This window comes from Paenibacillus sepulcri, assembly GCF_042647105.1.
Lineage (GTDB): Bacteria > Bacillota > Bacilli > Paenibacillales > Paenibacillaceae > Paenibacillus_Z > Paenibacillus_Z sepulcri.
In genome coordinates, this window is the sequence record NZ_JBHRUP010000001.1 from 1,999,879 (window position 1) to 2,024,962 (window position 25,084).

At 51.2% G+C, this 25,084-nt stretch carries 21 protein-coding genes and 1 pseudogene; 5 read left to right on the forward strand and 17 right to left on the reverse strand.

Annotated features, from left to right (window positions below):
• Nucleotides 1–41: 41 nt before the first annotated feature.
• Complete coding sequence (locus ACFOLF_RS08770; protein ID WP_210038105.1) at nt 42–1,043, forward strand: lipoate--protein ligase; 1,002 nt, start codon at nt 42–44, stop codon at nt 1,041–1,043.
• Nucleotides 1,044–1,382: 339 nt separating this feature from the next.
• Here the strand turns inward: ACFOLF_RS08770 and ACFOLF_RS08775 are convergent, their stop codons facing one another.
• Nucleotides 1,383–1,658 carry a hypothetical protein gene (locus ACFOLF_RS08775; protein ID WP_210038048.1) on the reverse strand — a complete coding sequence of 92 codons (276 nt, stop codon included), beginning with the start codon at nt 1,656–1,658 and terminating at the stop codon, nt 1,383–1,385.
• A 258-nt stretch (nt 1,659–1,916) separates the two neighbouring features.
• Between ACFOLF_RS08775 and ACFOLF_RS08780 the strand changes: the two genes are divergently transcribed.
• The gene (locus ACFOLF_RS08780) at nt 1,917–2,264 is read left to right on the forward strand and encodes a LytTR family transcriptional regulator DNA-binding domain-containing protein (RefSeq protein ID WP_210038049.1); all 348 of its coding nucleotides are present in this window, start codon (nt 1,917–1,919) and stop codon (nt 2,262–2,264) included.
• A 112-nt stretch (nt 2,265–2,376) separates the two neighbouring features.
• On the opposite strand, the gene ACFOLF_RS08785 is transcribed toward ACFOLF_RS08780, so the two are convergent.
• From ACFOLF_RS08785 to ACFOLF_RS08820, 8 genes and pseudogenes are all read right to left on the reverse strand, one after another.
• The gene (locus ACFOLF_RS08785) at nt 2,377–3,144 is read right to left on the reverse strand and encodes a TIM barrel protein (RefSeq protein WP_210038050.1); all 768 of its coding nucleotides are present in this window, start codon (nt 3,142–3,144) and stop codon (nt 2,377–2,379) included.
• A gap of 191 nt (nt 3,145–3,335) precedes the next feature.
• Complete coding sequence (locus tag ACFOLF_RS08790; RefSeq protein WP_210038051.1) at nt 3,336–3,797, reverse strand: MarR family winged helix-turn-helix transcriptional regulator; 462 nt, start codon at nt 3,795–3,797, stop codon at nt 3,336–3,338.
• Between the two features lie 136 nt (nt 3,798–3,933).
• Nucleotides 3,934–4,812 carry an urease accessory protein UreD gene (locus ACFOLF_RS08795; RefSeq protein ID WP_210038052.1) on the reverse strand — a complete coding sequence of 293 codons (879 nt, stop codon included), beginning with the start codon at nt 4,810–4,812 and terminating at the stop codon, nt 3,934–3,936.
• 211 nt (nt 4,813–5,023) lie between these two features.
• Nucleotides 5,024–5,686 (reverse strand): annotated as a pseudogene (gene ureG, locus ACFOLF_RS08800) (urease accessory protein UreG); the annotation flags it as partial.
• A gap of 64 nt (nt 5,687–5,750) precedes the next feature.
• Nucleotides 5,751–6,479, reverse strand: coding sequence for an urease accessory protein UreF (locus ACFOLF_RS08805; RefSeq protein ID WP_379113988.1), 729 nt, complete (start codon nt 6,477–6,479; stop codon nt 5,751–5,753).
• A 12-nt stretch (nt 6,480–6,491) separates the two neighbouring features.
• Complete coding sequence (gene ureC, locus ACFOLF_RS08810) at nt 6,492–8,210, reverse strand: urease subunit alpha (RefSeq protein WP_210038053.1); 1,719 nt, start codon at nt 8,208–8,210, stop codon at nt 6,492–6,494.
• The gene (locus ACFOLF_RS08815) at nt 8,207–8,575 is read right to left on the reverse strand and encodes an urease subunit beta (RefSeq protein WP_210038054.1); all 369 of its coding nucleotides are present in this window, start codon (nt 8,573–8,575) and stop codon (nt 8,207–8,209) included. Before ACFOLF_RS08815 ends, ureC begins: the two co-directional genes overlap by 4 nt.
• A 109-nt stretch (nt 8,576–8,684) precedes the next feature.
• Complete coding sequence (locus ACFOLF_RS08820; RefSeq protein ID WP_210038055.1) at nt 8,685–8,993, reverse strand: urease subunit gamma; 309 nt, start codon at nt 8,991–8,993, stop codon at nt 8,685–8,687.
• 333 nt (nt 8,994–9,326) lie between these two features.
• On the opposite strand from ACFOLF_RS08820, the gene ilvD reads away from it, so the two are divergent.
• Nucleotides 9,327–11,012 carry a dihydroxy-acid dehydratase gene (gene ilvD / locus ACFOLF_RS08825; protein WP_210038056.1) on the forward strand — a complete coding sequence of 562 codons (1,686 nt, stop codon included), beginning with the start codon at nt 9,327–9,329 and terminating at the stop codon, nt 11,010–11,012.
• 132 nt (nt 11,013–11,144) lie between these two features.
• Here ilvD and ACFOLF_RS08830 read toward each other — a convergent pair whose 3' ends face one another.
• The gene (locus ACFOLF_RS08830; RefSeq protein WP_210038057.1) at nt 11,145–12,560 is read right to left on the reverse strand and encodes a polysaccharide deacetylase family protein; all 1,416 of its coding nucleotides are present in this window, start codon (nt 12,558–12,560) and stop codon (nt 11,145–11,147) included.
• A gap of 227 nt (nt 12,561–12,787) precedes the next feature.
• Here ACFOLF_RS08830 and ytvI point away from each other — a divergent pair, with 227 nt between their 5' ends.
• Nucleotides 12,788–13,906, forward strand: a complete 1,119-nt coding sequence (gene ytvI / locus ACFOLF_RS08835) for a sporulation integral membrane protein YtvI (protein WP_210038058.1) — start codon at nt 12,788–12,790, stop codon at nt 13,904–13,906.
• Between the two features lie 149 nt (nt 13,907–14,055).
• Here the strand turns inward: ytvI and ACFOLF_RS08840 are convergent, their stop codons facing one another.
• Genes ACFOLF_RS08840 through ACFOLF_RS08860 form a run of 5 tightly spaced genes read right to left on the reverse strand, consistent with a single transcriptional unit; the run spans nt 14,056 to nt 19,944 of the window.
• Nucleotides 14,056–15,651, reverse strand: a complete 1,596-nt coding sequence (locus ACFOLF_RS08840) for a methyl-accepting chemotaxis protein (protein ID WP_210038059.1) — start codon at nt 15,649–15,651, stop codon at nt 14,056–14,058.
• Between the two features lie 47 nt (nt 15,652–15,698).
• Entirely contained in the window at nt 15,699–17,717 is a 2,019-nt protein-coding gene (locus ACFOLF_RS08845) for a chemotaxis protein CheA (RefSeq protein ID WP_210038060.1), read from the reverse strand.
• A gap of 37 nt (nt 17,718–17,754) precedes the next feature.
• Complete coding sequence (locus tag ACFOLF_RS08850) at nt 17,755–18,183, reverse strand: chemotaxis protein CheW (protein ID WP_210038061.1); 429 nt, start codon at nt 18,181–18,183, stop codon at nt 17,755–17,757.
• A 28-nt stretch (nt 18,184–18,211) separates the two neighbouring features.
• Nucleotides 18,212–19,303, reverse strand: coding sequence for a protein-glutamate methylesterase/protein-glutamine glutaminase (locus tag ACFOLF_RS08855; RefSeq protein ID WP_210038062.1), 1,092 nt, complete (start codon nt 19,301–19,303; stop codon nt 18,212–18,214).
• A gap of 8 nt (nt 19,304–19,311) precedes the next feature.
• Nucleotides 19,312–19,944 (reverse strand): HD-GYP domain-containing protein, encoded by a 633-nt coding sequence (locus ACFOLF_RS08860; protein WP_379113984.1) that lies wholly within the window; start codon nt 19,942–19,944, stop codon nt 19,312–19,314.
• Nucleotides 19,945–20,116: 172 nt separating this feature from the next.
• Between ACFOLF_RS08860 and ACFOLF_RS08865 the strand changes: the two genes are divergently transcribed.
• Nucleotides 20,117–21,082: a tyrosine-type recombinase/integrase gene (locus ACFOLF_RS08865; protein ID WP_210047219.1), complete on the forward strand. Its 966-nt coding sequence runs from the start codon at nt 20,117–20,119 to the stop codon at nt 21,080–21,082.
• Nucleotides 21,083–22,160: 1,078 nt separating this feature from the next.
• Here the strand turns inward: ACFOLF_RS08865 and ACFOLF_RS08870 are convergent.
• Complete coding sequence (locus tag ACFOLF_RS08870) at nt 22,161–23,981, reverse strand: peptidoglycan D,D-transpeptidase FtsI family protein (RefSeq protein ID WP_210046935.1); 1,821 nt, start codon at nt 23,979–23,981, stop codon at nt 22,161–22,163.
• Between the two features lie 171 nt (nt 23,982–24,152).
• On the reverse strand, nt 24,153–25,052 hold the full coding sequence (locus tag ACFOLF_RS08875) for a LysR family transcriptional regulator (protein ID WP_210046934.1): 900 nt from the start codon (nt 25,050–25,052) through the stop codon (nt 24,153–24,155).
• Between the last annotated feature and the right edge of the window lie 32 nt (nt 25,053–25,084).

Genomic DNA, 25,084 nt, shown 5'->3' on the forward strand with positions numbered 1-25,084 from the left:
GAACAACCAATTACCATTCACCTATAGGAGGTCCCATCATGATGCTTTTTCTGGACAATCGGGGCATAACGGATCCTGCGTTCAATCTCGCGCTGGAGGAATATTCGCTTCGCAATTTGCCCATGGACGACAGCTATTTGCTTTTTTATATCAATGAGCCGTCCATTATTATAGGTAAGAACCAGAATACTGTAGAGGAAATCAATGCGGAGTATGTCAATGAACAAGGAATCCATGTCGTAAGGCGACTATCCGGAGGCGGAGCCGTTTATCATGACCTTGGCAATCTGAACTTCAGCTTCATCACCAAAGATGATGGCAGCTCCTTTCATAATTTCGCCAAGTTCACCCAGCCTGTAATCGATGCGCTGCATAAACTTGGTGTGGAGGCTGCGCTTACCGGACGCAACGATATCCAGGTGGGAGAACGTAAAATATCCGGAAATGCCCAATTCGCCTCGAAGGGCCGACTATTCACCCATGGCACACTGCTCTTCAATTCTGCGATGGAAAATGTAGCATCAGCCCTGCGGGTCAAATCGATTAAAATCGAGTCCAAAGGGACCAAATCGGTCCGCGGCCGTGTAGCCAATATCTCTGAATTTCTCGAGCAGCCCATGACGACCGAACAGTTCCGCTCCGCCCTGCTGCGGGAGCTGTTTCATTGTGAGCCTGAGGATGTGCCTGAATACCGCTTCAGCGACGAGGATTGGTCGGCTGCCCAGCGGCTGGCGGACGAGCGTTACCGCAGCTGGGATTGGAATTACGGCCGTTCGCCCAAATCCAACATTCAGAATATCCGCAAATTCGCCTCAGGCATCATCGATGCCCGCCTAGACGTGGAGGGCGGCCGCATAAAAGGCATCAAGATATTTGGTGATTTTTTCGGTGCCTATGATGTTGCTGAGGTTGAACAACTGCTAACAGGCATTCCTTACGATGAAGCGGCCATCCGCCAGGCACTTGCATCGGTCGAGCTCAGCCGTTATTTTGGGGCCTTGACCCTTGATGAACTGACAAGTCTGTTGCTGCCGCAGGATTAAAGAAGGATTTCACAGCAGCCATTTTCCGGATGCCGCATATTGGACAACGGATTTTTGTACAGGCAGGCGCAAATACCCACGTATACAACAGCTAAGGATCTATGGCGAAGAAACGCCCACCCGCCTCCTAAAAGCGGCAGGGTTCTCCCCTCACAATGTACAGAAAACAGCTGTGAGACGATATAATTTCTACATGTTCACACAGGAACGGTCGTACGCCATCCTTCGAGCCATATGCAAACGCAAAAAGAGCAGTCCGCCATCAAGGCGGCTCTGCTCTTTTCATCTTCCCTTTAGGAGCCAGTACTGGTCCCCGAATCTGCCATGCTTAGCCTTACCTTATTCTTCCGATTGCGGCAAGCTGTCCTCAGCCGCTTCCACGATACGGTCGAAGATCTCATCGTCTTCCTCAATCGCCTGCTCAACCGCAAAGATCTCTTCTTCAGATCCCGATTCCGAGCTGAAGCTCAAGCTGTAATCCCACATTTTCCCTTTTTTAGTAAGAAGAGTCACCTCATACGGATATTTATGACCCTCAACCTCGAAGATCACATTCCCTTTATATCCCTCTTCGGCGTCATGGGTCATGCTGGCACTTATAATCTTAATATTCACGCTTAAATCCCCCTTATTTCATCAGCAAAGAAACGATAGCTTGTCTACCTAAAATGTACATGATAAACCTGAAAAAGAAAAGGGTTCCGACTTTAGGCATGAACCTTATTCCTAATCAAATGTAAATAGATTGTCCGGAATTTTTGCATTTCCTCCAAAAATTTTCTTCATTTCTCACAAAAAAACCGTTCCCTTACGTATAATTTTATGATATTATGAAAGCGCTAACAAATTCATCTTATTAAGGGGGCGCGTTACATGATGAATGTGGCATTGAGCGAGCGTAATGTGTATGAGAACTTTGAGGTGGAGACAGATATTCTTTATTTCAACGTCGGCCGTCTGGGTCTCGTTAGCTTCCACGGCAGAAATTATAACATAAAAAAAAGCATGTCTGCTGATCAACTAAACGCTTATATAGCTGACGGACGATTCGTGAAGGTCAACGCGAACTGCTACGTCAATTCCGGGAAAATCATGTCACTCACCGATGGAATTATTCAATTCCAAGGATGCGGCAGCGATGACAAGCAGGTCCCGGTATCCAAGTGGAGACAGCACCAGATCAAGAATCTGCTTGCCGCCCGCAAGCCAATGGCGATGTAATCGGGCAGGACATATAGCAAACTCCATCACTAGACACAGTCCTTCCGCAGAAGAAAAGCCTTGACGGTCAAGAGAGCAATCTCCTGATGTCATCAAGGCTTTTTTTCAATCCCTATTCGAGTCTTGCGGCAATTTCCCGTTTGAACTGCAGCAGCGCCTCATCCGTATCGATCGTATAGCCGCATTCCAGCCCCACGATGCCTTCGTAGCCGGTATTCTGAATGGCCTGCAGAATATTCAGGTAGTTCAATTCGCCCGTGCCCGGCTGATTGCGTCCCGGATTGTCGGCAATATGATAGTGGTTGATACGATCCTTGTAGCGAGTCGCGTTGGCAATGACGTGACCTTCGGTAATCTGCTGATGATACACATCGAACACAAGCTTGACATATGGACTGTCCACTTGATCGATAATATCCGCAGCCTCGTATGAATATTGGACAAAATGCCCCTGATGGTTCACAATCCCGTTCAGCGGCTCCACCTCGAGCACAATTCCAGCCTGTTCACAAAGCGGCGCACACCGTTTCAAAGTCTCAACCATCGCTTTACGCTGATATTCACGCGGCAGGCCGTCTATGACCTGGCCGGTTTGCGTAATGATGGATTTGGTCCCCAGCGTATGACAGGCTTCAATGGTCTGCTTCAGATCCTCGATGTAAACATCCCGCTTGCGGTCATCGACCAGATTAAATGATTTTGTGCAGGTCGCCGTTATGCCGGAGCCGATCCGTTGCTGCTCTTTCGCAACCGTTTTCAAATCTTCGATGTTCCACCAGGCATAATACTCCAGGCCGGCAAATCCATGCTCGCTTACTTTCTCCAAATGATAAATAAGATCTTTTTCCGGGTACGCTCCAATGCATAATGAAAATTTCATAATCCAAGGTTCCCTCCAGCTCATATCAAAATCAGACTTACTAACGAGTATGCCATATTTCCGCCAAAAGTCCAGGCATTCCCTTCTATTCCTCCACTTTAACCCGGCAAAAATAAAACAGCCGCTATCGCCAAAGGCAATAACGGTCTGTATACGATCCTCATTCAAGGCTTCAGATTGCACAAATGTTGTTATTCCCGCTCTCTCGCCTTATCCATATTGGCAATAACCTGATTAAACAGGCGGGTCAGCTCACGCACATCATCCTGCGACAGACCTGTGAACATCATTTCCGAAATTTCCGCGCGCTTGTCCTTCAGCTTCTGAACGACATCCTTTCCTTTATCCGTTATCACCAGATAAACGACGCGGCGGTCCTCCAGATCGCGTACTCTCTCCAGATATTCCATATCGATGAGCTTATCGGCGATGCCCGTAATCGCACCCGCCGTAATCAGCAGCTGCTCGGCAAGCGCCGAAGCCTTCTGGGAACCATCTTCATCAAGTCTGATGAGGATACGGGCCTGCATCGCATTTAAGCCGAAATTGCTCGTCTTGGTCCATTCTGAATCCATGCGCCGCTTCATTTGAATAAACGCATTCTCTAACGAAAGAAAATCCTTTTGACGCTGCTCCTTCATGATGGCCCACATCCTTTATTCATTCTCCTATTATTTTAGAACAATATATTTTAGTTGTAAAGTATTTATATCTAAAAGAGATACCCTTTCTTACTATACCACAAATAAAAGGATGACAGATAATCCGCAGTGGATCATCCGTCATCCTTTAGTTGTGAAGCCGCAGCGGCCCAATCCCCAGGAGAGCAGCGCGCGTCGCCTCCCAGGCAGCTGCCAACGCTTCCTGAAGCGGCCATGCTGCCGTGCTCGCTGCCATCACGGCAAAACCATACTTATGTGTTTCCGTTACACCGGCAATGACCGGGTGCTGTTCTCTGACACTCAGACCTGATACGGCATCGCGGACTGCCTCAATGTGCTTGGCCGTGATTTGATCGGAGAAGGCATAAAATGCACCTGTATGCGTCAAACCGCCGAAGCAGCCCGGAGCGCTCAGCATATCCGATGCCGGATCGATCAATTGATGCTGGGCGAAAATAAGCTCGCCCTCATAGCTGACCTTCAATCGGTTGCGGTAAATACGGTAAGCGAATGTCTCGCCTCTGAGCGTCCTGCCGGGGCACAATACCTCAGCTTGCATCCAGACTGAAGCCTGCGAAAGATTGACCACTGTTTCACTTGAGAAAGCGGCATCCCGATACAGCATGACCGGCTCCGGCATATTTTCCAAGATAGCCCCGGGCGAAAGCGCAAAGGTCTGCCTCATGGAGGAGCCGCTGGCAAGGTCCGGGCATGGATGCACCTTGGTGAAGGATTGATTAGTCAAATAAACGTGAGCATCTTCATGGGCCGTCCAGTCAAATTCATACCGGTCGCCGGCCAAGAGACCCGGCGAGACGTCCATAACCATAACCCCCACAGGTCCTCCCATAGGGAAGGTCTTCGCAATTTTCACAGGAGCTGTGTGGTATTTCGACTCCACCTGCGTTTGACCGCCCCGGCGCTCGAAGGCGGCTCGCAGATGGGATACCCTTGCTGCCTGCGTATGATTAAACGTGATTATGGGTGTGTACGGTGCCCGGTTCATGCTTATGCTCAGCCGCCGGTTCTGAAGCTTTCACATGCCCATGATCGCGGGTATGATGGTTATGGTTATGATCATGGTCATGATCATGGTCATGGTCATGGTTATGATCGTGATTATGGTCTTGAGCTGCATTAGGATTATGGCCATGAGTTTCATTATGATTGTGTGCCTGCGGCTGATCTGCATGCAGATGATCATGATCCACGCCTTGGGCATGAGCGAGCTCATGCTCAAGCCAACCGACAATTTGTTCCACGCCAACGCTTCCGAACAGATTGGAGAACACATAAGGGCGGTCTCCCCTCATTCGTTTTGTGTCGTCTTCCATAACCTGCAGACTGGCGCCAACATACGGAGCAAGGTCAATCTTGTTGACCACGAGCAAATCGGACCGCATGATGCCGGGACCGCCTTTACGCGGGATTTTCTCGCCTTGAGCCACATCAATAATATAAATAAAACGATCGACAAGCTCCGGACTGAAGGCAGCTGCCAGATTATCGCCGCCGCTCTCGATAAAAATCAGATCAAGCCCTTCGAACCGGCTGGTCAGCTCATCCACGGCTTCGAAATTCATCGAAGCGTCTTCGCGAATGGCCGTATGCGGGCAGCCCCCTGTCTCCACGCCGATAATGCGCTCTTCTGGCAGTACGCCGGTAGCCGCCAGAATGCGGGCATCCTCTTTTGTATAGATATCGTTGGTTATAACGGCAACGCTGTATTTATCTTTAAGCGCTCCTGCCATCCGCTCTACAAGCGCTGTCTTTCCCGACCCTACCGGCCCGCCGATACCGATCCGTATGGGACGGGAACGATCGATCGCCGGCTGTTCCCATCCATGATGATGATGACCCTGACCTTGTCCTTGACACATTACACATACCTCCCAAAATGATTAGTAAATCCTGTTTGACTAAGCGTTCCTTGAGCTTACCCTGTTAAGACATGAACAATCGGGAATAGAGGGTCTCATGCCTGATCATGGCAATTTCGGCCATCGGCATATTTGTGTAGGCGTCCTCCGGCTCCATTCCCTTCACAACAGACCAGGCACGGCCAGTATGGGATGCAAGGCGCGCGATAAGCTTCTGCCCTTCCGTCTGTCCGATGGACATCAGCCGAAGCGCGCTGTTGATGCAGGTCACCACACAGGCATACAGATAGCCCTGTACGGACTGCTCCAGCGTGATCCCAAGCTTGCTGCAGGCGTAGCCGAAAACAAGCGGGTGCGTAGCCAGACAGCGGCCCCCTCGCAGGCCTTCAGTAAGCGGCGACCAATCCAGCTGCGGATAGACCTGGGCTGTGAGCTGCAGCAGCCTGCGGCCCATCTTTTGCACGCCTGTGCGGGTTTCCTGCGCGGCCCGCTGCACATGTACAAGATGTTCAACCGCCCATAGAGGCTCCCAGTCGCCAACAGACGCGCAGCGGTAAACCGCCTTAATCACCATAGCGTCTGCCGTGGACCAGCTTTGGTACAGCATCGCGGTCACATAAGCCTCCAGCTGCGCGCCCGTGATCAGTTGACCCTCTTGTACGAGGGTTTCAAGACCGAATGAATGGGAGAAGCCGCCAATGGGCAGGGCCGAATCCAGCAGCTGCTGAAGCGCCAGCCAGGGCAGAACTCCAGGACCGCCCCCGACCCGAGCTTCCTCTATATTCATACCCATGCCCTCACCTCATCAAAATAAGAAATACCGCTGCGCCATCGGCAGAACCTCTGCAGGCTCGCAAGTAGCGGGAACACCGTCCACCTTCACCTCATACGTCTCGGGATCCACCTCGATTTTCGGCGTCGCATCGTTATGGATCATGTCTTTCTTCGTCACGCTGCGGCAACCCCGTACAGGTTCCACCCGCTTGGACAGGCCAAGCTCCCGGGCAATTCCGCGGTCATAAGCGGCCTGTGAAACAAATGTGATGGAGCTGTTCGAATTGGCTTTGCCGAAAGCGCCAAACATCATTCGTCCAAATACCGGCTGCGGTGTCGGAATGGAAGCATTGGGATCGCCCATCTGGGCAAAAGCAATCGTTCCGCCCTTGAGCACCATATCCGGCTTAACGCCGAAGAACATGGGACTCCAGACCACCAGATCGGCGAACTTTCCCGGTTCGATGGAGCCCACCAAATGCGAGACGCCATGTGTGATCGCCGGATTGATCGTATACTTGGCAATATAGCGTTTGATGCGGAAGTTGTCCGCGTCGGCTGTCGTATCCGGGGCAAGCGGTCCGCGCTGCCGCTTCATTTTATCCGCTGTCTGCCATGTCCGGATGATAACCTCGCCTACCCGCCCCATGGCCTGGGAATCGGAGCTGATCATGCTGAACACGCCCATATCATGCAAAATATCCTCCGCGGCGATCGTCTCCGGACGAATCCGCGAATCGGCGAAGGCCACATCCTCGGGGATGCTGCTGTCCAGGTGATGACATACCATAAGCATGTCCAAATGCTCTTCAATGGTGTTGATTGTAAAAGGACGGGTTGGATTCGTCGAGGACGGAAGCACATTCAGCTCTCCGGCAGCACGGATAATATCCGGGGCATGGCCGCCTCCGGCGCCCTCCGTATGATAGGTATGAATCGTCCTTCCTTTGAACGCTCCAAGCGTATCCTCCAGAAACCCGGCTTCATTGAGCGTATCCGTATGAATGGCGACCTGGATATCATACTGCTCGGCTGCCGCAAGACAGGTATCAATCGCCGCCGGAGTCGTTCCCCAATCCTCATGCAGCTTAAGGCCGATCGCGCCCGCTTCAATCTGCTCGATCAGCGGACCGGTGAAGGACGCATTTCCCTTCCCGGTGAATCCCAGATTCATGGGGAATGCTTCTGCCGCTTCCAGCATGCGCCGCATATGCCAGGCACCCGGCGTGCAGGTGGTGGCATTCGTCCCCGTAGCCGGTCCCGTGCCGCCGCCGATCATCGTCGTCACGCCGGAGGAAAGCGCCGTCTCAATCTGCTGCGGGCAAATAAAATGGATATGCGAGTCAATCCCGCCCGCCGTAACAATTTTGCCTTCGCCGGCGATCACTTCCGTGCTGGCGCCGACGACCATGTTCGGCATCACACCGTCCATAATATCCGGATTGCCCGCTTTGCCTATTCCGACAATCAGACCGTCGCGAATGCCGATATCGCCTTTTACGATGCCCCAGTGGTCGATGATGATCGCATTGGTGATCAGGGTATCCAATACGCCATCATCGCGGAGCGCCCCGCTGGATTGTCCCATTCCGTCACGAATGACCTTGCCTCCGCCGAATTTGCATTCATCTCCATAGACCGTATAATCCTGTTCAATCTGCGCCCACAGCTCCGTGTCTGCAAGGCGTACGGCATCGCCGGTGGTAGGTCCGAACATTTGCGCATAGCTTCTGCGATCCATCTGGGTCATGACGGCTCTCCCTTCCATGCGGCCAGCCTTGCCCGTACCTCATCCGGCATATCTCCCCGAACAGCAGGTCCGTGCGTCAGACCATTCAAGCCAAACGAGCGTTTCAGCCCGCCGAGCTCCACCAGGTGCACCGGCTTTTCCTCGCCAGGCTCGAATCGGACAGCCGTTCCTGCCGGAATATCAAGCCGCATGCCAAACGCCGCCTCGCGGTCGAACTCCAGCCCGCGGTTCACCTCAAAAAAATGAAAATGCGATCCGACCTGCACCGGTCTGTCGCCTGTATTTACAACTATAAGCTCCGCTCTTGCCCTGCCTGCATTCAATTCAATTTCGCCAGGCAGAGTACGGTATTCTCCAGGTATCATGACATCACCTTCCTTAACTTGAGGTTTTGCCGGGCAACAACTCATGTTCATATACGATTACAAATATTGCTTTTGTTAAAAACAACCTCTGTCAGTAAAGGGAATGAGTTCATGGATGGGCAATGGGATGGTGAATCGTCACAAGCTTCGTGCCGTCTGGAAAGGTAGCTTCCACCTGCACCTCATGAATCATTTCAGCCACGCCGCTCATGACTTGCTCGTGAGATAGGATGCGGGTGCCTTGTTCCATCAACTGGGCCACAGTCAGCCCGTCGCGGGCGCCCTCCATGATCTCGGAAGTGATGAGCGCCACGCTCTCCGGATAATTCAGCTTAACCCCTCTCCCGAGACGTCTGCGCGCCAAATCAGCAGCGATAGTGATGAGCAATTTTTCCTTCTCGCGTTCAGTCAACTGCATGGGTTCACCTCATAAATGTAGTATCTCTTCCTCAATCCATCAACAAGCAGTTAAGCTTTCTTACATTATAACGGCCGAATGGCGTCAAGTAAACATTCGATGTTAGATTTAATGACATTAACTAACGGTTGACTCCCATGTTCCTCTCTCAAAATTGCACAGCTTTCATAGCTTCCCTCTTTTTGCTCAGGCCTTGCCAATACTAGTCATAGCGTTTGCATTGTGATAAACTTAAAGGCATTGATCTTGCGCAAATTGGCCTTTACGGAAGAAACTTTTGCTGGCTGAAACAGCCGCTAAAACGGCACTTACTTACACATTGGAGGGACATGCATGGCGACACAGAAAATGCGTTCAGATATGATCAAAAAGGGGTTCGACCGCGCTCCTCACCGCAGCTTGCTGCGCGCTGCCGGAGTTAAGGAAGAAGATTTCAACAAACCGTTTATTGCAGTATGCAACTCGTATATTGATATTATTCCAGGTCATATGCATCTTCAGGAATTCGGCAAGCTGGTAAAAGAAGCGATCCGCGAAGCAGGCGGAGTGCCGTTTGAGTTCAACACGATCGGCGTCGACGACGGCATCGCTATGGGCCATATCGGTATGCGCTATTCATTGGCAAGCCGCGAGATTATCGCCGATTCCGTAGAAACGGTCGTTAATGCCCACTGGTTCGACGGCATGGTCTGTATTCCCAACTGCGACAAAATCACGCCAGGCATGATCATGGGCGCCCTGCGCGTCAATATCCCGACTATGCTCGTCAGCGGCGGACCGATGAAAGCCGGTAAAACGGCGGACGGCCGTTCGATTTCACTCTCCAGCGTATTTGAAGGCGTAGGCGCGCACCAAGCGGGTAAAATCGACGATGCCGCTCTGCAGGAGCTTGAGCAATACGGCTGTCCAACCTGCGGATCCTGTTCGGGCATGTTCACAGCCAATTCCATGAACTGTCTGGCCGAGGGTCTGGGACTTGCTCTTCCAGGCAACGGAACGATTCTGGCGGTCTCCCCTGAACGTAAAGAATTCGTCAAGCAAGCTGCCCGTCAGTTGATGAATCTTATCGAGCTTGATATCAAGCCGCGCGATATCGTAACCATCGAATCCATCGATAACGCTTTTGCGCTGGATATGGCGATGGGCGGATCCACCAATACCGTTCTCCATACTCTGGCTATCGCACATGAAGCCGGAATCGAATATCCGATCGAACGTATCAACGAAGTGGCAAGCCGGGTTCCCCATCTGGCCAAGGTTGCTCCCGCTTCCGATTACCATATTGAAGATGTGCATAATGCCGGCGGCGTAAGCGCCATTATCAACGAGCTGTTCAAGAAAGAAGGCGCACTTACTGGCGACGTTATCACCGTTACCGGCAAAACCCTTCGCGAGAATGTAGCCGGGGCCGAGATTCTGGACAAGGATGTCATCCGCACCCTGGACAACCCGCATAGCGAACGCGGCGGACTAGCCGTTCTGTTCGGCAATCTTGCGCCAGGCGGCGCGATTATCAAAGTAGGCGCAGTAGACAAATCGGTTGGCGGTTATCTGAAGGGACCGGCCATCTGCTTTGATTCCCAGGACGAAGCACTTGCAGGCATTGCGGGCGGCAAGGTCAAGGAAGGCCATGTAGTCGTAATCCGTTATGAAGGTCCTAAAGGCGGACCGGGCATGCCTGAGATGCTGGCTCCAACTTCGCAAATCGTCGGTATGGGACTTGGCGCCAAAGTAGGTCTCGTAACGGACGGACGCTTCTCCGGCGCCTCGCGCGGCATCAGTATCGGCCATGTGTCACCGGAAGCTGCCGAAGGCGGCCCGATTGCTTTCGTCAACGACGGTGATCTCATTGAGCTGGATATGAACAACCGTACGATGAATCTGCTTATCAGCGATGAAGAGTTCGAGCAGCGCAAAGCCAACTGGAAAGGCTTCGAGCAAAAAATCAAAAGAGGTTACCTGGCCCGGTATTCCTACCTTGTAACCAATGCCAGCACCGGCGGCGTCATGAAAATGTAGCTTGCGCACAGGAAAGCTCCAAAGCTTTCCTCGCTATTGAAAAAACGCTTTGCCTCCGGCATTTAAATGCCAGAAGCAAAGCGCTTTTTTGCATACATGACTCTCTTGGCAGCAAAACAAAAAGAAATGCCGTCAAGGAGTATATTCCCTGGCGGCATTTCCATTGTCATAGACGGCATGCGATACTGCCGGCCGACCCGGCGTTTGCAGCTTGTCATCGAAGTCGGCTGCAGCAGTCCACTTGGAAGTAAAGTCATCCCCCTTGCCGTATCGATGCCAGAACTCCTCCATCGACATGGCAATAATTCGTGGTGTCAGCTTGCTGCCTTGCTCTTTAATTCTGCGTTTCCCTGAAGGATGCAGCACCCTCAGAAGAAGCTTTAAGTAAATCCGTGTCATTTTATCGAATAAGCCCTTGGGCAGATCCAGCACGCTAAACCCGAACTGCTCTGCGCCCCGGTTAATCATGCTGATTCCATACAAGCCCTGAACATGCTCGAATTCCTGTCGTCCCGCAATTTGAGCGGCAAGCTTGGGCATTCCTTTCTCCACTTCACGGATAAGACGAATGGCAACATGCATCATGGAGCGGGCTTCCGTCATCAATTGGAACAGCTTGTTGTTGTCAAAATGCAGCTCGATAACCTCATCCTTATCCTTGATGACCTGACCGTCTGAAAGCATAAGCGGCTCTCCGCGGTAAGGAACAACCCGGATATGAAAGATGGAATCCTCCCCGCCGGATTTTACCCGGAAAAGGAAATGAAAAATTTTCTCCCAGCCCATCCAGCAGGCAATGGAAGAACGCTTCAGCCATCCAAGAGCGCGGCGGCTTGTTTTGTGCCGGTCCGTAATGGCGATCATTTCGTTAATGGCCACGAACCTATAGCCCCGGTTCACGCCCTCTTCGAGATAAGTCTCCAAAGCCTCCAGCATATTGGCCGGAGCCTCAAGATCCGCGCCGAATGTCGCGCCGCAGTCATGCAGCAAGATGATCTCGCCAGGGCGGAGTTTTTTCATCAGCCGCTTCTTCAAGCGTCTGACACCAACTCTTTTGCGCCAATCGCCGAACAGGGATGACCATAATATAATCTGCAAATGTCCCATATTGGAGAAATCAAATAAATTCACGATTCCCCAGGGAGGCCGATAATACGCGGAAGGAGCTCCCGTTGCCTGTTTGATCAGCTCCGACGTGCGGTGAATTTGTCTTGTAACCGTTCTTGGACGCATGAACCAGTTGGACTTATGGACATAATTATGAATCCCGATAATGTGACCTTCATCATGCATGCGTTTGAGCAGTTCTGGATGCTTCTCCGCATGAATGCCGACAACAAAAAATGTGGCTTTTGCATTGTAACGCTTTAACAAGTCAAGCAGTAAAGGGGTATATTTTGGATCCGGTCCATCATCGAATGTAAGAGCAATTTCATGACTGGCAAGTCCCTTCTTAAACACTCGAAAGCCGAAGGTTCGGCTTATAATCCCCGGAAGAAAAGCATAAAACGTCAAAATATAAAAGCCCCATAGCAGGAAGTTTTCCATATCTCTATCCCCACCACCCTAGTTTATATCCCTGCTAATACTGGTAGACGGAGCACTAATGTTCCCTCGTTTCATTGTAACATAATGCTGACGAAAACGGCTATGGTTTGATGTTAAGCCTTTGTTTTTTCCTTGTGACTAATTGAAAGAAATATTGGGAAACTCTAGAAAATTAGTGTACAATCATGAGGGATATTCAAGCATCATATGTGCAAAGGAGTAAAAAAATGATTTCCTTCTACCAAAAATATTGGCGCACCGCTTTTGATATTGCGCTGATCGTGCTTACCGTGTACCTGATCATGCTGGCCTTCAGTTATGTGTACCGCATTGCGACTCCGATATTCCTCTGCTTCGTTATCTTTATGTTTATTGAACCGCCAACCAGATGGATGACCAGAATCGGTATTCGAAGATCAATTGCAGCCGCTATATCCGTGCTTATTTTCACGCTTATTATTCTTGGAGCATTTGTAGGGGCAGGATTCATTATGACATCCCAAATTACCGGACTTGCTGAAAAGCTTCCTTATTATCAGCAATTATTCACAGATCAATTCCAGAAAAATTCGGCATTTTTTGCAGACAAAATGCAGGCGCTTCCGCCTGGCTTAACCGATAAAGCAACCGAGGTTGTAGGCTACATCACAAACTGGGGCCAAAAAATCGCCACTACTTTTCTGCTTTCCCTGGGCGGTTACCTGAAATCGGTCTCCACCTTCATTTTAAATTTTGCCATCGGCATCATTCTTGCTTATTTTCTCAGCCTAGAAATTGCCGATTGGAAAAAAATGGCCAGCGAGAAAACACCCCGAACGTTCAAAACCGCCTATTATTTTCTGCGCAATAATGTATTTGCCGGAATAAGCGGTTATCTCAAGGCGCAGGGCAAGCTGATTTCCATCACCTTTTGCGTAATATTCGTTTGTCTCCTGCTGCTTGGCGTGGACAATGCGTTTTCTATCTCTTTGCTTTCCGCCGTGTTTGATGTTCTCCCTCTTCTCGGCGTGGGAACGGTCTTCATTCCCTGGATCATCTATTTGTTCATCGTTGGCCAAACGACTTTAGCCATATGGCTTACGGTATTATTCCTTGTCGTTGTGCTGACCAGACAGATCCTTGAGCCGAAAATCACCGGAGATACGCTTGGTGTTTCCGCCTTTACCATGCTCGCGTTCATGATCATTTCGCTCTCTTTGTTCGGCATAGCGGGCGTGATCCTGTCGCCGATTTTAATGATTTTAATCAAGGCCTTATACGATCAGGGATATTTTCACCGGTGGATTCATTTGCCCAAGGGAGAATATGATCAGACGTCTCAAGAACCGCCCCAAACGATGCCTTGACGAAAAACGTGCATAAGCAAAGGGCCATGTCTCCTTCAAGATTGAAAGGGACATGGCCCTTGGTGTGAGGGCGAAGATTCATTGCAAAACGATTCAGATGCTTATAGCTCTGAACTTTATACCCGGCAGAGTTCATTCACAGCCCGCTATTATCTGCCGTCCCATCGAAAGACTTCGACGGCAGCTTGCAATTCTTCAGCCAGCTGGGCGAGCGATTGAGCGGTAGCGGCCGTTTCTTCGCTGCTTGCCGCCGCTTCCTCTGTTGCCGACGAGATGTTCTCCACCGCCGATAGTACCGTTGATGCCTGTGCCGCCTGTTCTTCGCTCGCCGCTGCAATCTCCGTTACCTTCTGTCCGGCTTGGTCCACCATTGCCGCGATTTTCCGGAAAGATTCTCCCGTTTGACGCGACAGGTCGGAGCTGGCCTGAACGGCCGTAACGCTTCGTTTCGTATTATCCTGCATGCCTTTTATGATACCTGCAATCTGTTTGGTCGCCTCTCCGCTGCGCTCCGCGAGCTTGCGGACTTCATCGGCAACCACTGCAAAGCCCCGTCCCTGCTCACCCGCGCGGGCAGCCTCGATAGCAGCATTAAGGGCAAGCAGATTCGTCTGATCCGCAATATCCTCAATGACCTCGATGATCTCGCCGATCTTCTGTGAATCATCCTCCAGCCTGGACATTTGGGAGCTGACAGCCTGCATGCTTTCGATGGAGGACGTGATCACTTCTCCTCCCTCTCTGGCAATATCGATGGTTTGATCCGAAAGCTCGGAGGCTTCTTCCGTATTCCGTGCGACCGAGTGTATGGCCGCTGAAAGCTCGATAAACAATTCATTGATAGTCTGTGCAGCGGTCGCCTGATTCGTCGTTCCACCGGCAATTTCTTCAGTGCTGGCCGATATTTGCTGGGCTGCCGCCGCAACACTATGAGAGGATGAGGTGATGCTTCTCACAATATTCCGCAAATTATCCACCATATCATTGACCGCCGCTGCGAGTCTGCCCACCTCATCCTTTGTTTGGATGTTATTCTTCTCGCGCAAATCGCCGACCGCCACCTTATCAACCAGCTGAACCAGCTTGTTTAATGGCCTTGAAATAATTTGCGCGATATAATAACCAAAGGCAATACAAAGTAGGATGGAAGCAATAATGATGCCGATTGTCAGATTACGCGACTGATTGAACATTTCGACGTTCTGATTATTGGACTGGTCCGCATGGGCGATATTCAAATCGTTCAGCCTGTCCAATATCGCGCCAAGTGCTGTGCTTGATTCCAATAGCACTCCTTCTGTAAATTCAAGCATCTCATCATTCTTATCGCCGTTGGCAAGCTCAATCAGATGCGCGAAATTGTTTTGATAGGCGGCCCACGCACTGTCAAACGGGGCAAGCGCCGTCCTGGACTCATCGCTCATCATCGTATTTTTGAATAATTCCATTCGATCGGTAACCCTATCCTTGACGGCTTCGTAGCTACCCTGGTTTTGTTTCCGGTCTGCTGCAGTCTCATCAATGTACAAATCACGGGCAAGCTTGCGAATTTCCATCACATCCACCTCGGTTTGCGCCAAATAATTGACGGGCAGTAAATTATCCGAATACATGGCCTGGAGATTCGTGTTGAAGCTGCCCAGATTGCCTAATCCATAAAGCCCTACAAAAGCGAGAATACACGCAATGACCAGAAATGAGGAGATCAGCTTTATGCTGGTTTTTAAGTTATAGAACCATTTCATACATGTCCACCCCGATGATTTTAATGGTATCCGCTATTGATGCACCGTCACGCGCTTCTTGTCACCAGCTTGATAATTCCGCCAATCTCCAGGATCAGGCCCACTCTGCCGTCCCCCAGAATCGTCCCGCCCGAAATCCCCTCAATATTCCCCATGTAACGGCCCAGTGACTTGATGACTATCTCCTGGTTGCCGATCAATTCATCAACTGCCAGTGCGATCCTCTTGTCTCCGCGCCCAACAATAACAATTGGAATTTGCCTGCTTCGATGGTCCCTGCGCTCATAGTGAAAGTAATCATGCAGCCAGCTGACAGGGATGACCTGATTGCGAATCGTCACTACGGGCATTCCTCCGACCGTACTGATATGCTCTGGGGCGATGCGTACAATCTCCGATACACTGCTCATCGGAATAATGAAAATCCGGCCGCCGATATCGACCAGAAGGCCTGTAATGATAGCCAGCGTTAGCGGCAGCCGGATCCGGAACAATGTTCCTGTGCCGATATTCGTCTCAATCTGGATTAGTCCGTTCATTCGCTCAATTTCCGTCCGCACAATATCCATACCGACGCCACGGCCCGATACATCGCTTATCTGTTGAGCGGTTGAAAATCCCGGATGAAAGATGAGATGTACCGCATCCTGATCCTTCAGCAGAGCTGCTTCCGCAGCCTGAATGATTCCTTTTGCCACAGCCGATTGCCGGATGCGCTCCGGATCAATGCCCGCTCCGTCATCCTGTATGGTTATGAGCACCTGATTATCCTCATGAGAAGCGCTGATCCGCAGCGTTCCCTTTGCCGGCTTGCCGGCGTCAAGACGCTTGTCTGGCTCCTCGATACCATGATCAATGGCATTGCGGATCAGGTGGATAAGCGGATCTCCAATATCTTCGATCAAGGTGCGGTCAAGCTCTGTTTCCTTTCCCTCAATGACGAGCTCCACTTCTTTATGCAGGATATGAGCCAAATCCCGCACCATCCGGGGGAAGCGGTTGAACAGCTGCTCGATGGGAAGCATGCGGACCTTCATTACGCTTTCCTGCAGCTCGCCGATGGTCCTGGTCAGATGATCGGATAAATGCCCCAGCTCTTCCACTGCCTCATCAGGACCAAATTTCTGATAGAAGGCTTTCTCCATCTGCTGGATGCGCGTCTGTGCGATGACAAGCTCCCCTACCAGGTTCATCATATTTTCCAGCCGCTCCACATTGACGCGGATCGTCTGTCCCTTGGCTTTCTCAAAATGCCCCGGTGGAGCAATGCTTTCGGACTCAGCCCGGACCTGCTCGTCCTGCTCGTCCAGTGATGCCGCCGCTTGCAGTTCTGTCCAATCGCAAGCATCAACGAGCACCTCGTCCACATCCGTCATTTCTCCGATTCTGCTCCCCAGCTCATCAAGCGGCAGTGCTGTGGACAGCAGCCATCGGTTCTGAATCACGTTTTCTTCCATATCGTGGCCTTCGAATGCCGTATCCGACCAATAGACGTTTTCGGTTTCCCGCAATCTGCAGTCGATCAGACTGAGCCTGGCCAGCTTCATTTCACAGCTCTGGCAGATGGTGACGCTCACCCATGCCGGTACGCGTCCAAGTTCAGCCTGCTCCTGTAAGGATTGCAATACCTCATGCGTAAAGATTGCAATTTGAGGCTGTACCCCGGATGCCTCCGCTGGATGGGATATGCCGCCGAACGACTGCAGCTCCCGAATCAGATGCTCCATATTCGAGCGCTCGCTATTCGTGTTTATAATTTCGGCCTGCAGCCTCTTCATGCCATCCGAGCATTTGAAGAACAAATTGGTCATCGCCTTATTAACGGCAAGCTTGCGGTTCCTCACATTATCCAGCAAATGCTCCATCTCATGCGTCAATATTTTCATTTTTTCATAGCCCATCGCCGCTGATGAGCCTTTCAGAGTATGAGCTGCGCGGAACAACCGGCTGATCGCAGCATCGGATTGTCCTTCCTTCTCGAGGCGCAGCACCTCTTCGTCCATACACTGGAGCTGTTCCTCGAGCTCTTCCAAATAAACGGCCCGAAATTCTGACAAATCGTCCATCGCCGCTCCTCCTCAGGGGTTTTCCGTTTCGGGAGCCTTAACTATCCTGGATCAATACCTCATCCATTTTCAGAATGCCGACCAAGCCTGCAGTTGAAATGCCGATACCGGCAAAATAACTGCCGTTGATTCCCCCTATCCGCTCGGGAGGAGGTTGAATGTCGGTGAAGGTGGTCACCTGATTGACCCGATCCACAATAATGCCTATATACTCCAGCGTGTGATTGACGACCACAATTCGGGTTGATTTCCCTGCCGGCGTTTCCTGAAGCTCGAACAACCGGCTTAAATGGATAATCGGAACGATTTTCCCCCTTAAATTGATTACGCCTTTCACATAATTGCGGCCGTTCGGGATTTCTGTAATATCCTGCATTCGAATAATTTCATGAATAGCTGAGATTGGAATCGCGTAATTCTCTTGGCCCAGCTCAAATTCGACAAACTGCTCATCTGAAACTCGCATCGCATAGCTCCGATCCGTAGGATGTGGGTTATTCTCTTGATAACGATAAAGATGGCAGTCCTGTCACCTCCCTCAGCTTCGCTGCGATATCTTCCAGGTCTACGATGTAATCCACCGCCCCCGTTTCAATTGCCGCGCGCGGCATCCCGAATACAACCGAGGATTCTTTCGATTGGGCAATCGTTGTGGCTGCTCCTGCCGCCTTGCCCTCAGCCAATGCTTCAGCTCCGTCGCTCCCCATCCCCGTCAGCATGACCAAATGCCGCTTCAGACCCTGCAGCGCCGAGACCGAAGTGAATAATTCATGCACGGACGGCATATGCAGCCCTTTGCTTGGCCGCTGGTGAAGCTTAATCCGGCAGACACCTCCGGTTTCCGCAATATTCATATGCCGGTCGCCCGGGGCAATATAGACACACCCGCCCTCCAGCCTGGCATCATGCTCCGCTTCCCTTACCGTGAGGGAACAGTTGTGATTCAAACGCTCCGCCAGCGACGCTGTGAACGGCGACGGCATATGTTGGACAATGACAATGGCATGGGGGAAATCGGCAGATAAGCCCTGGAGTACCGTTAATAAAGCCTGCGGACCGCCGGTGGATGCACCAATTGCAATAAGATGCCTGGGCGGCAAACCTCGTTTAGAAGACGGGATCTGGTTTTTGGGGAGGGGGGAGTACTTAAGCTTAAGCAAATTTCGCAACGAAACCTGCGCGGCCGTTTTGATTTTTTCCGACAAATCCTGCTTGACCTTGTACAGATCGAACGATAATGCGCCCGAGGGCTTATGTATAAAATCAACTGCCCCATACTGAAGCGCTCTGATGGTGGCCGCTGCTCCGGTCTCCGTCAGTGAGCTCAGCATGAGAACAGGTGTAGGCTTCTCCGCCATAATTCGTTTCAATGCGTCCAAACCATTCATAACCGGCATTTCGATATCGAGCGTGATGACATCCGGGGCAAGCTGCTTGGTCAGCTCAATCGCCTGCAGTCCATTCCGCGCGGTGCCGATGACTTCCAGCGCATTGTCTTCACTAATGTACCTGCTGACCATATTTCTCATAAAAGCGGAGTCATCCACGACCAATACTTTAATGGCCAATGCCAGCACCTCATCCATTCCAAGGTTTAACGTTTGCGAAAGAAATAATAGAGATCGGACATTTGCTCGGACAAGGATAGAAAAAGATCAACGATTTCTCCGTCAAACTGTTTATTTTTGTGCAAAATCAGTTCCGTCTTCGCCTCTTCAAAAGTGACCGGCTTACGGTAAGAACGGGTGGTCAGCATGCAGTCGAACGCATCAAGAATCGCACATACCCTGGCCTGAAAGGGGATTTCCTTGCCTTTTAACCCGCTTGGATAGCCGTTGCCGTCCCACCGCTCATGATGATGCTTCACCAGATCAACAATTCCCTGCTCCGTATATACCTGCTCCAGCAGCAATTCCGCTCCCAGCTCAGGATGCAGCTTTATGATCTTCCACTGCTGGTCCGACAAAGGCCCTTCCTGCTCAAGAATTCTCGATGGAACGAACAGTTTGCCTATATCATGCAGGAAACAGCCTCTGATCAGCATCTCCTTCTCACTGTTATCCAATTGCAGCGCCGGAGCGAACTTCTCTGCCAGAAAAGCCACCCTCACACCATGCTGATAAGTCCGAGGGCTTTTGATCTCAAGCGAATTCATCCAATGTATCGTTTCCGCTTTAATGCTAGGGCGGACATCCCACTCCATATCCGCCTCATATAGACGTTTCACGCTATGCACCATCCTTGTCTGCTGTCAGTAGAAACCATCGTATGAGGATTAGTATTCCGAATAGCTGCCTTTATAAAAAAAATAAGACTTTAGGAGGATATTATTATTGCAAATATAACCGATGTCGTACAATAGTAGTTATGCGACATGAAGAGGAGGAGCTTGCATCAGCATGAGGAAAGTCTCAGAGGAAAAAGCAAACGAATTAGTGGTTTTACCCTATAGTTCCGGCTACAGCGATGACCAAATTATAAATATGTTTCTGGTCGCCTGTGTAAGATCCCAGAATACGAAGAGAAACTACAGCCGGGCGATTGAACGGTTCCGGCAATTCATTTCGTACAAGTCGCTAAAGAATGTGACCTGGCAGGAAGTAGAGGCTTTTAAGACAGGGTTAATTGAAGGGAAATGGGGAGCAACCGGAAAGCCTTTGGCGCCAGCCAGTGTGGCTGCCTTTATTGCACCGCTGAAGTCCATGTATAAATGGGGAAGCGATTCCAATATAGATCTGTTCGTGCATAATCCGACCACATCCATTCGTTTACCCTCGGTTCCCATGAACAGCCGCAAGCATTTTTTGACCAAAAGTGAAGTTGGGAAGCTGCTGAATGCCTTGAAGCGGCAAAACATGAGAAATTATCTGATCGGGTTATATTTGGTCCTGCTCGGATTGAGGGTGTCGGAATTAACGGGGATTAAGTGGAAGGACTTCTATGCGGATTCTTCTGAAACCTCCATTTGGCTTACAATCAACAAGGCAAAAGGCGGAAAATCCCGCGAGGTTAAAGTCCCTAATCGTTTGTGGTCACTGAGCATTCGCTATGTGGAAGCCATTTCTGCTCCTGGCTTACCAGCGCCGGAGCTTGTGTTATTTCCTGTGACAACGAGACAAATCGAACGTATTATACGCGATACCGGTGACCGATGCGTCACCAATAAGAAACTTACTCCGCATTGGCTTCGGCATACCTATGCTACATTGGCCTTATTGAATGGAGCCTCACTCCAGCAAGTACAGGAAACGCTGGGGCATGCCCATATGAATACAACCCAACGTTATTTGCATACTGTAGAGCAATTAAAAAAAGCCGCGCCTGACTTTGTAATGGATTATCTGCATGATTATATCCCAGAATAATAGTCCTTTTGTAATAGGCATGATTTATTTTCGCTTGTTTTAATGGGATTAATATCCTATAATTCTATTTGAAAGCAGTCGTCGAATATTGGCGAATTTGAGTGAATTATGTCGCATAACTACTATTGTACGACATCGAATACAACATGAAATATATGTCCTAATTATTATACTGCATTCTTTTATTTGAAACTTCTACGGGTTAAAATTGGAAAGTCGGTCGCTGGTTATTGATGATCAGTTGCCGGCTTTTTGTTTATTACGTCCTCCCTAAATCCCTCCAGAGGAGGGACCCCTAGGGCCGCCGGCCCTCTGGACACCCGGATTTAATAACGTCAGAGTTACACAGGAACGCTCTCTCGCTGCTACCAGCCTGGCTCGTTTTTCGTCCCTTGCGGGACACACTTTCTTTCGTCCATTCCCTCCCTAAATCCCTCCAGAGGAGGGACCCCTAGGGCCGCCGGCCCTCTGGACACCCGGATGCGATAACGTCAGAGTTACACAGGAACGCTCTCTCGCTGCTGCCTGCTTGGCCCGTTTACGTCCCTTACGGGACACACTTTCTTTCGTCCATTCCCTCCCTAAATCCCTCCAGAGGAGGGACCCCTAGGGCCGCCGGCCCTCTGGACACCCGGATGCGATAACGTCAGAGTTACACAGGAACGCTCTCTCGCTGCTGCCTGCTTGGCCCGTTTACGTCCCTTACGGGACACACTTTCTTTCGTCCATTCCCTCCCTAAATCCCTCCAGAGGAGGGACCCCTAGGGCCGCCGGCCCTCTGGACACCCGGATGCGATAACGTCAGAGTTACACAGGAACGCTCTCTCGCTGCTGCCTGCTTGGCCCGTTTACGTCCCTTACGGGACACACTTTCTTTCGCGCACTTGGGGTGCCTGGTGGACTCCGTCCCATAATAACGTTGGCGGGACAGAGATGGCGTTTTTTTGAGGCGGTTGTTTGGAGTCTGCTTAGACCCTGTTCTTCTCCTTACGTATTGCTGGAGGAGATAGGAGTTTGCCTGCCCTCCTCTGCGGACAACGTGAGGGGAGGATTGCTGATTAGAATAGTGATTGAGTGCTTACCCCTCGGCGAGGATATCCATTACACCGCGAAATAAGGCCGTTGCCTTATTTGATGAATCGGGAGAACGATTCTCGGCTAATACTGCTACCGTGTAACGCGGGGCTTTCAGAGGCCCATACCCTGCAAACCACTGGTTGTTCCGCTTGATGCCCTCTCTGAGCGTCTCAGCAGTGCCTGATTTGCCCGCGACCTGCCATATGCCTCTATTGATTGACCGGCCTGTTCCGTTAGTGACAACGGCTTCCATGCCTCTTAAAAGCGCATGTGCTGTCTTGGTCGATATACGGCCATACCGGGAAGAGGAATTCATGCGAGGCAGCACAGCCATTCGCTGTTCATTAGCATAACGAATCTCACTCACAAGACGCGGTTCCATAACTTGTCCACCATGAAGCAGCGTCAATACCAGATTAGCCGCCTGCAGAGGCGACATGGTGACATCGCGCTGACCGATTCCTGTTTGCGCCAGCTGCCCGCCGTCCCGATGATCGGGGAACGCTGCGAACAACGTCCCCGCTTCTTCCTCCTGCAGCAGCCGCAGCGGCTCTCCAAGCGGCGCGAAGGGCCGGGGATCATACCAGCCAATCTTGCGGCCAATCCCCAGCTTGTCCGCTGTCACAGCCAACTGGGCAGGCGTCAACCGTTCGGCTATTGTCGCAAAGGCAACATTGCAGGATTGGGCTAGAGCTTCATGCAGTGTAAGTCGGCCATGTCCCCCCTCCTTCCAGCAGTGGAGGCCATAATGACCGTAATCTCCATCACATTCGAACACTTCCCGCTCCTCCGTCAGATCTGCTTCCAATGCAGCTGCGGCGGTAACCAGCTTGAAGATGGATCCAGGCGTTGTTGCTCTGACCGCATGGTTAGCCATGTCGGTTCCTGTTTTTTTCAAGGAATCCGGCGCAAGCAGCGGCCGCGAAACCATGCTGACAATATCGCCCGTATGGGCATCCAGCACGACGACCGCCCCTTCACGGAGACCATGCGCATCGGCATATGCCTCAATCTTGTTTTGCAGCGGCAAATCCAGAGTCGTAACAACCTTAAGGGGATAATAGGGGTTATCCGGACTGGTTAATCGCATATCCAATCCATTAAGCGGCTTGTCCGAACCATCGGTGAAAAAAGAGACTGAAGTTGCACCGGTGCCCCGGAGCAAGCCGTCCAGCGACCTTTCCAGGCCTGCTCCGCCCACCTGATCGGTCAGCTTCATCTTACGCTTGCTCAGTTCACGCTCGTATCGGGTTTGAAGCAGCTCGGGATGCTGACTGATGTAGCCGATCGCGTGCTTGGCATCGAACCCGGATGGATAACGGTTCCGGTAAGGCAAAATGCGGACGCCGTCCAGCCTCAAGCCGCTAATGGTATCCAACTGCTGCTTACTGAGCTTATGCGGTGCAGACTCGCCCGCCACCTGCCAGAATGACGGCGCCTTCAAGCCTTCCATCCAGACCTGGAGCTTTCCGGCACTGACACCCAGCGCGGCTGCCAGCTTCTCAATTTCGCTCCGCTGCTGCCCGTGATTCCGAATTTCCTTCTGCACAGGAAATACCGCCAGTCCTTGATACGACTCACCAGTCAATGCCAGCCCGCTGCGGTCCACAAAATCTCCCCGCCCACTGTCAAGGAGCAGCCCCCGCTCCCGCTGCGCGACCGCCTCCCGCTTCCAATTCACACTGCGGCTGGTAGCCGGAGCGGCTGGCATCAGCTGCAGCCAGGCAAGCCGCAGCACAAATATCCCAAGCACAGCGCTCATACCAAGCAGAACGATAAAAACACGCCGATTCCTCCTTATTCGGCGTTCCCTTCCGTTCATCGATTTCCCTCCTCATGCATGACGCTGAACTGCCCGTTACAGGGCAGAATTCGATAATACCTCCTATTATCTCCTATTCCAGCCGTTTCATCCTATGCCTGACAAAGAACCTCCAATGCCAAGATCGAGGCAAAATAAAGAGCCCGCCATTCAGCGGGCCCATCGTCATTGTTATTTAATACCCTTGCAGCTGAAATAATCAAGCAGAAAGCTTTGAAATACTTTGGCTACAAGCGGCAGCTTTTCGTTGGAACGATAGATCAGACCGATCGTTCTCGTCACAGTGGGAGATTTCACTCTGACTTTGACGGGCTGCAAAGGCCCTGAAGGGTACAACGCCATTTCCGGAAGCAGGCTGACTCCCATCCCGGCAGCGACCAGACCGCGAATCGTATCGGTCTCTTCCCCCTCAAACCCGATATGGGGCGTGAAGCCCGCTTCCCTGCAGGCATCCCATACAATCGGACGCAGAGAATACCCCTGGCTGAACAGCACAAAATTATCATCCTTCAGCTGAATCAAATCGATAATGTCTTCTCCGGCCAAATGATGGTTGGGCGGGAGGATGGCGAACAATTCTTCCGTCAGTACCGTCTCTCCTGTAACTTGACCATGCTGCTCGGGAAACGGCGATACGAAAGATAAATCAACTTCACCCTTAATCACGTCCCGGATCAGTGAAGGATACATCCCCTGCTTAAAGCGGAAGGTGACATTGGGATGCAGCTTCCGGAACGTCGAGACGATTTCGGGAATGAGAGAAAACCCGAGACTATGCGGAAAGCCCAGCCTGATCTCGCCTTTCTCGGGGTCAAGAAATTCATGCACATCCGAAACAGCCCGTTCCAAATCAGCCAAAATCACTTCGGCTCGTTTCAAGAAAAGCGCCCCCACCGGAGTCAGCTGCAAATTGCGTCCCTTTTGCAGAAACAGCTTTGCACCAAGCTCCTGCTCCAGCTGATGGATTTGGCGACTTACCGCCGATTGTGCGACATGCAGCTCTTCAGCCGCCTGCGTCACATGTTCTTTTTTGGCTACTTTAACAAAATAATGCAGCTGTCGAAGCTCCATGAATTCCCTCTTCTCCTTCGTTCCCGTCCGTA

Coding starts and splice junctions, on each gene's coding strand:
- ACFOLF_RS08770 (WP_210038105.1), top strand. CDS start 42: ATGCTTTTTCTGGACAATCGGGGCATAACGGATCCTGCGTTCAATCTC.
- ACFOLF_RS08780 (WP_210038049.1), top strand. CDS start 1,917: ATGATGAATGTGGCATTGAGCGAGCGTAATGTGTATGAGAACTTTGAG.
- ACFOLF_RS08785 (WP_210038050.1), bottom strand. CDS start 3,144: ATGAAATTTTCATTATGCATTGGAGCGTACCCGGAAAAAGATCTTATT.
- ACFOLF_RS08790 (WP_210038051.1), bottom strand. CDS start 3,797: ATGTGGGCCATCATGAAGGAGCAGCGTCAAAAGGATTTTCTTTCGTTA.
- ACFOLF_RS08795 (WP_210038052.1), bottom strand. CDS start 4,812: ATGAACCGGGCACCGTACACACCCATAATCACGTTTAATCATACGCAG.
- ACFOLF_RS08805 (WP_379113988.1), bottom strand. CDS start 6,479: ATGGGTATGAATATAGAGGAAGCTCGGGTCGGGGGCGGTCCTGGAGTT.
- ureC (WP_210038053.1), bottom strand. CDS start 8,210: ATGACCCAGATGGATCGCAGAAGCTATGCGCAAATGTTCGGACCTACC.
- ACFOLF_RS08815 (WP_210038054.1), bottom strand. CDS start 8,575: ATGATACCTGGAGAATACCGTACTCTGCCTGGCGAAATTGAATTGAAT.
- ACFOLF_RS08820 (WP_210038055.1), bottom strand. CDS start 8,993: ATGCAGTTGACTGAACGCGAGAAGGAAAAATTGCTCATCACTATCGCT.
- ilvD (WP_210038056.1), top strand. CDS start 9,327: ATGGCGACACAGAAAATGCGTTCAGATATGATCAAAAAGGGGTTCGAC.
- ACFOLF_RS08830 (WP_210038057.1), bottom strand. CDS start 12,560: ATGGAAAACTTCCTGCTATGGGGCTTTTATATTTTGACGTTTTATGCT.
- ytvI (WP_210038058.1), top strand. CDS start 12,788: ATGATTTCCTTCTACCAAAAATATTGGCGCACCGCTTTTGATATTGCG.
- ACFOLF_RS08840 (WP_210038059.1), bottom strand. CDS start 15,651: ATGAAATGGTTCTATAACTTAAAAACCAGCATAAAGCTGATCTCCTCA.
- ACFOLF_RS08845 (WP_210038060.1), bottom strand. CDS start 17,717: ATGGACGATTTGTCAGAATTTCGGGCCGTTTATTTGGAAGAGCTCGAG.
- ACFOLF_RS08850 (WP_210038061.1), bottom strand. CDS start 18,183: ATGCGAGTTTCAGATGAGCAGTTTGTCGAATTTGAGCTGGGCCAAGAG.
- ACFOLF_RS08855 (WP_210038062.1), bottom strand. CDS start 19,303: ATGGATGAGGTGCTGGCATTGGCCATTAAAGTATTGGTCGTGGATGAC.
- ACFOLF_RS08865 (WP_210047219.1), top strand. CDS start 20,117: ATGAGGAAAGTCTCAGAGGAAAAAGCAAACGAATTAGTGGTTTTACCC.
- ACFOLF_RS08870 (WP_210046935.1), bottom strand. CDS start 23,981: ATGAACGGAAGGGAACGCCGAATAAGGAGGAATCGGCGTGTTTTTATC.
- ACFOLF_RS08875 (WP_210046934.1), bottom strand. CDS start 25,052: ATGGAGCTTCGACAGCTGCATTATTTTGTTAAAGTAGCCAAAAAAGAA.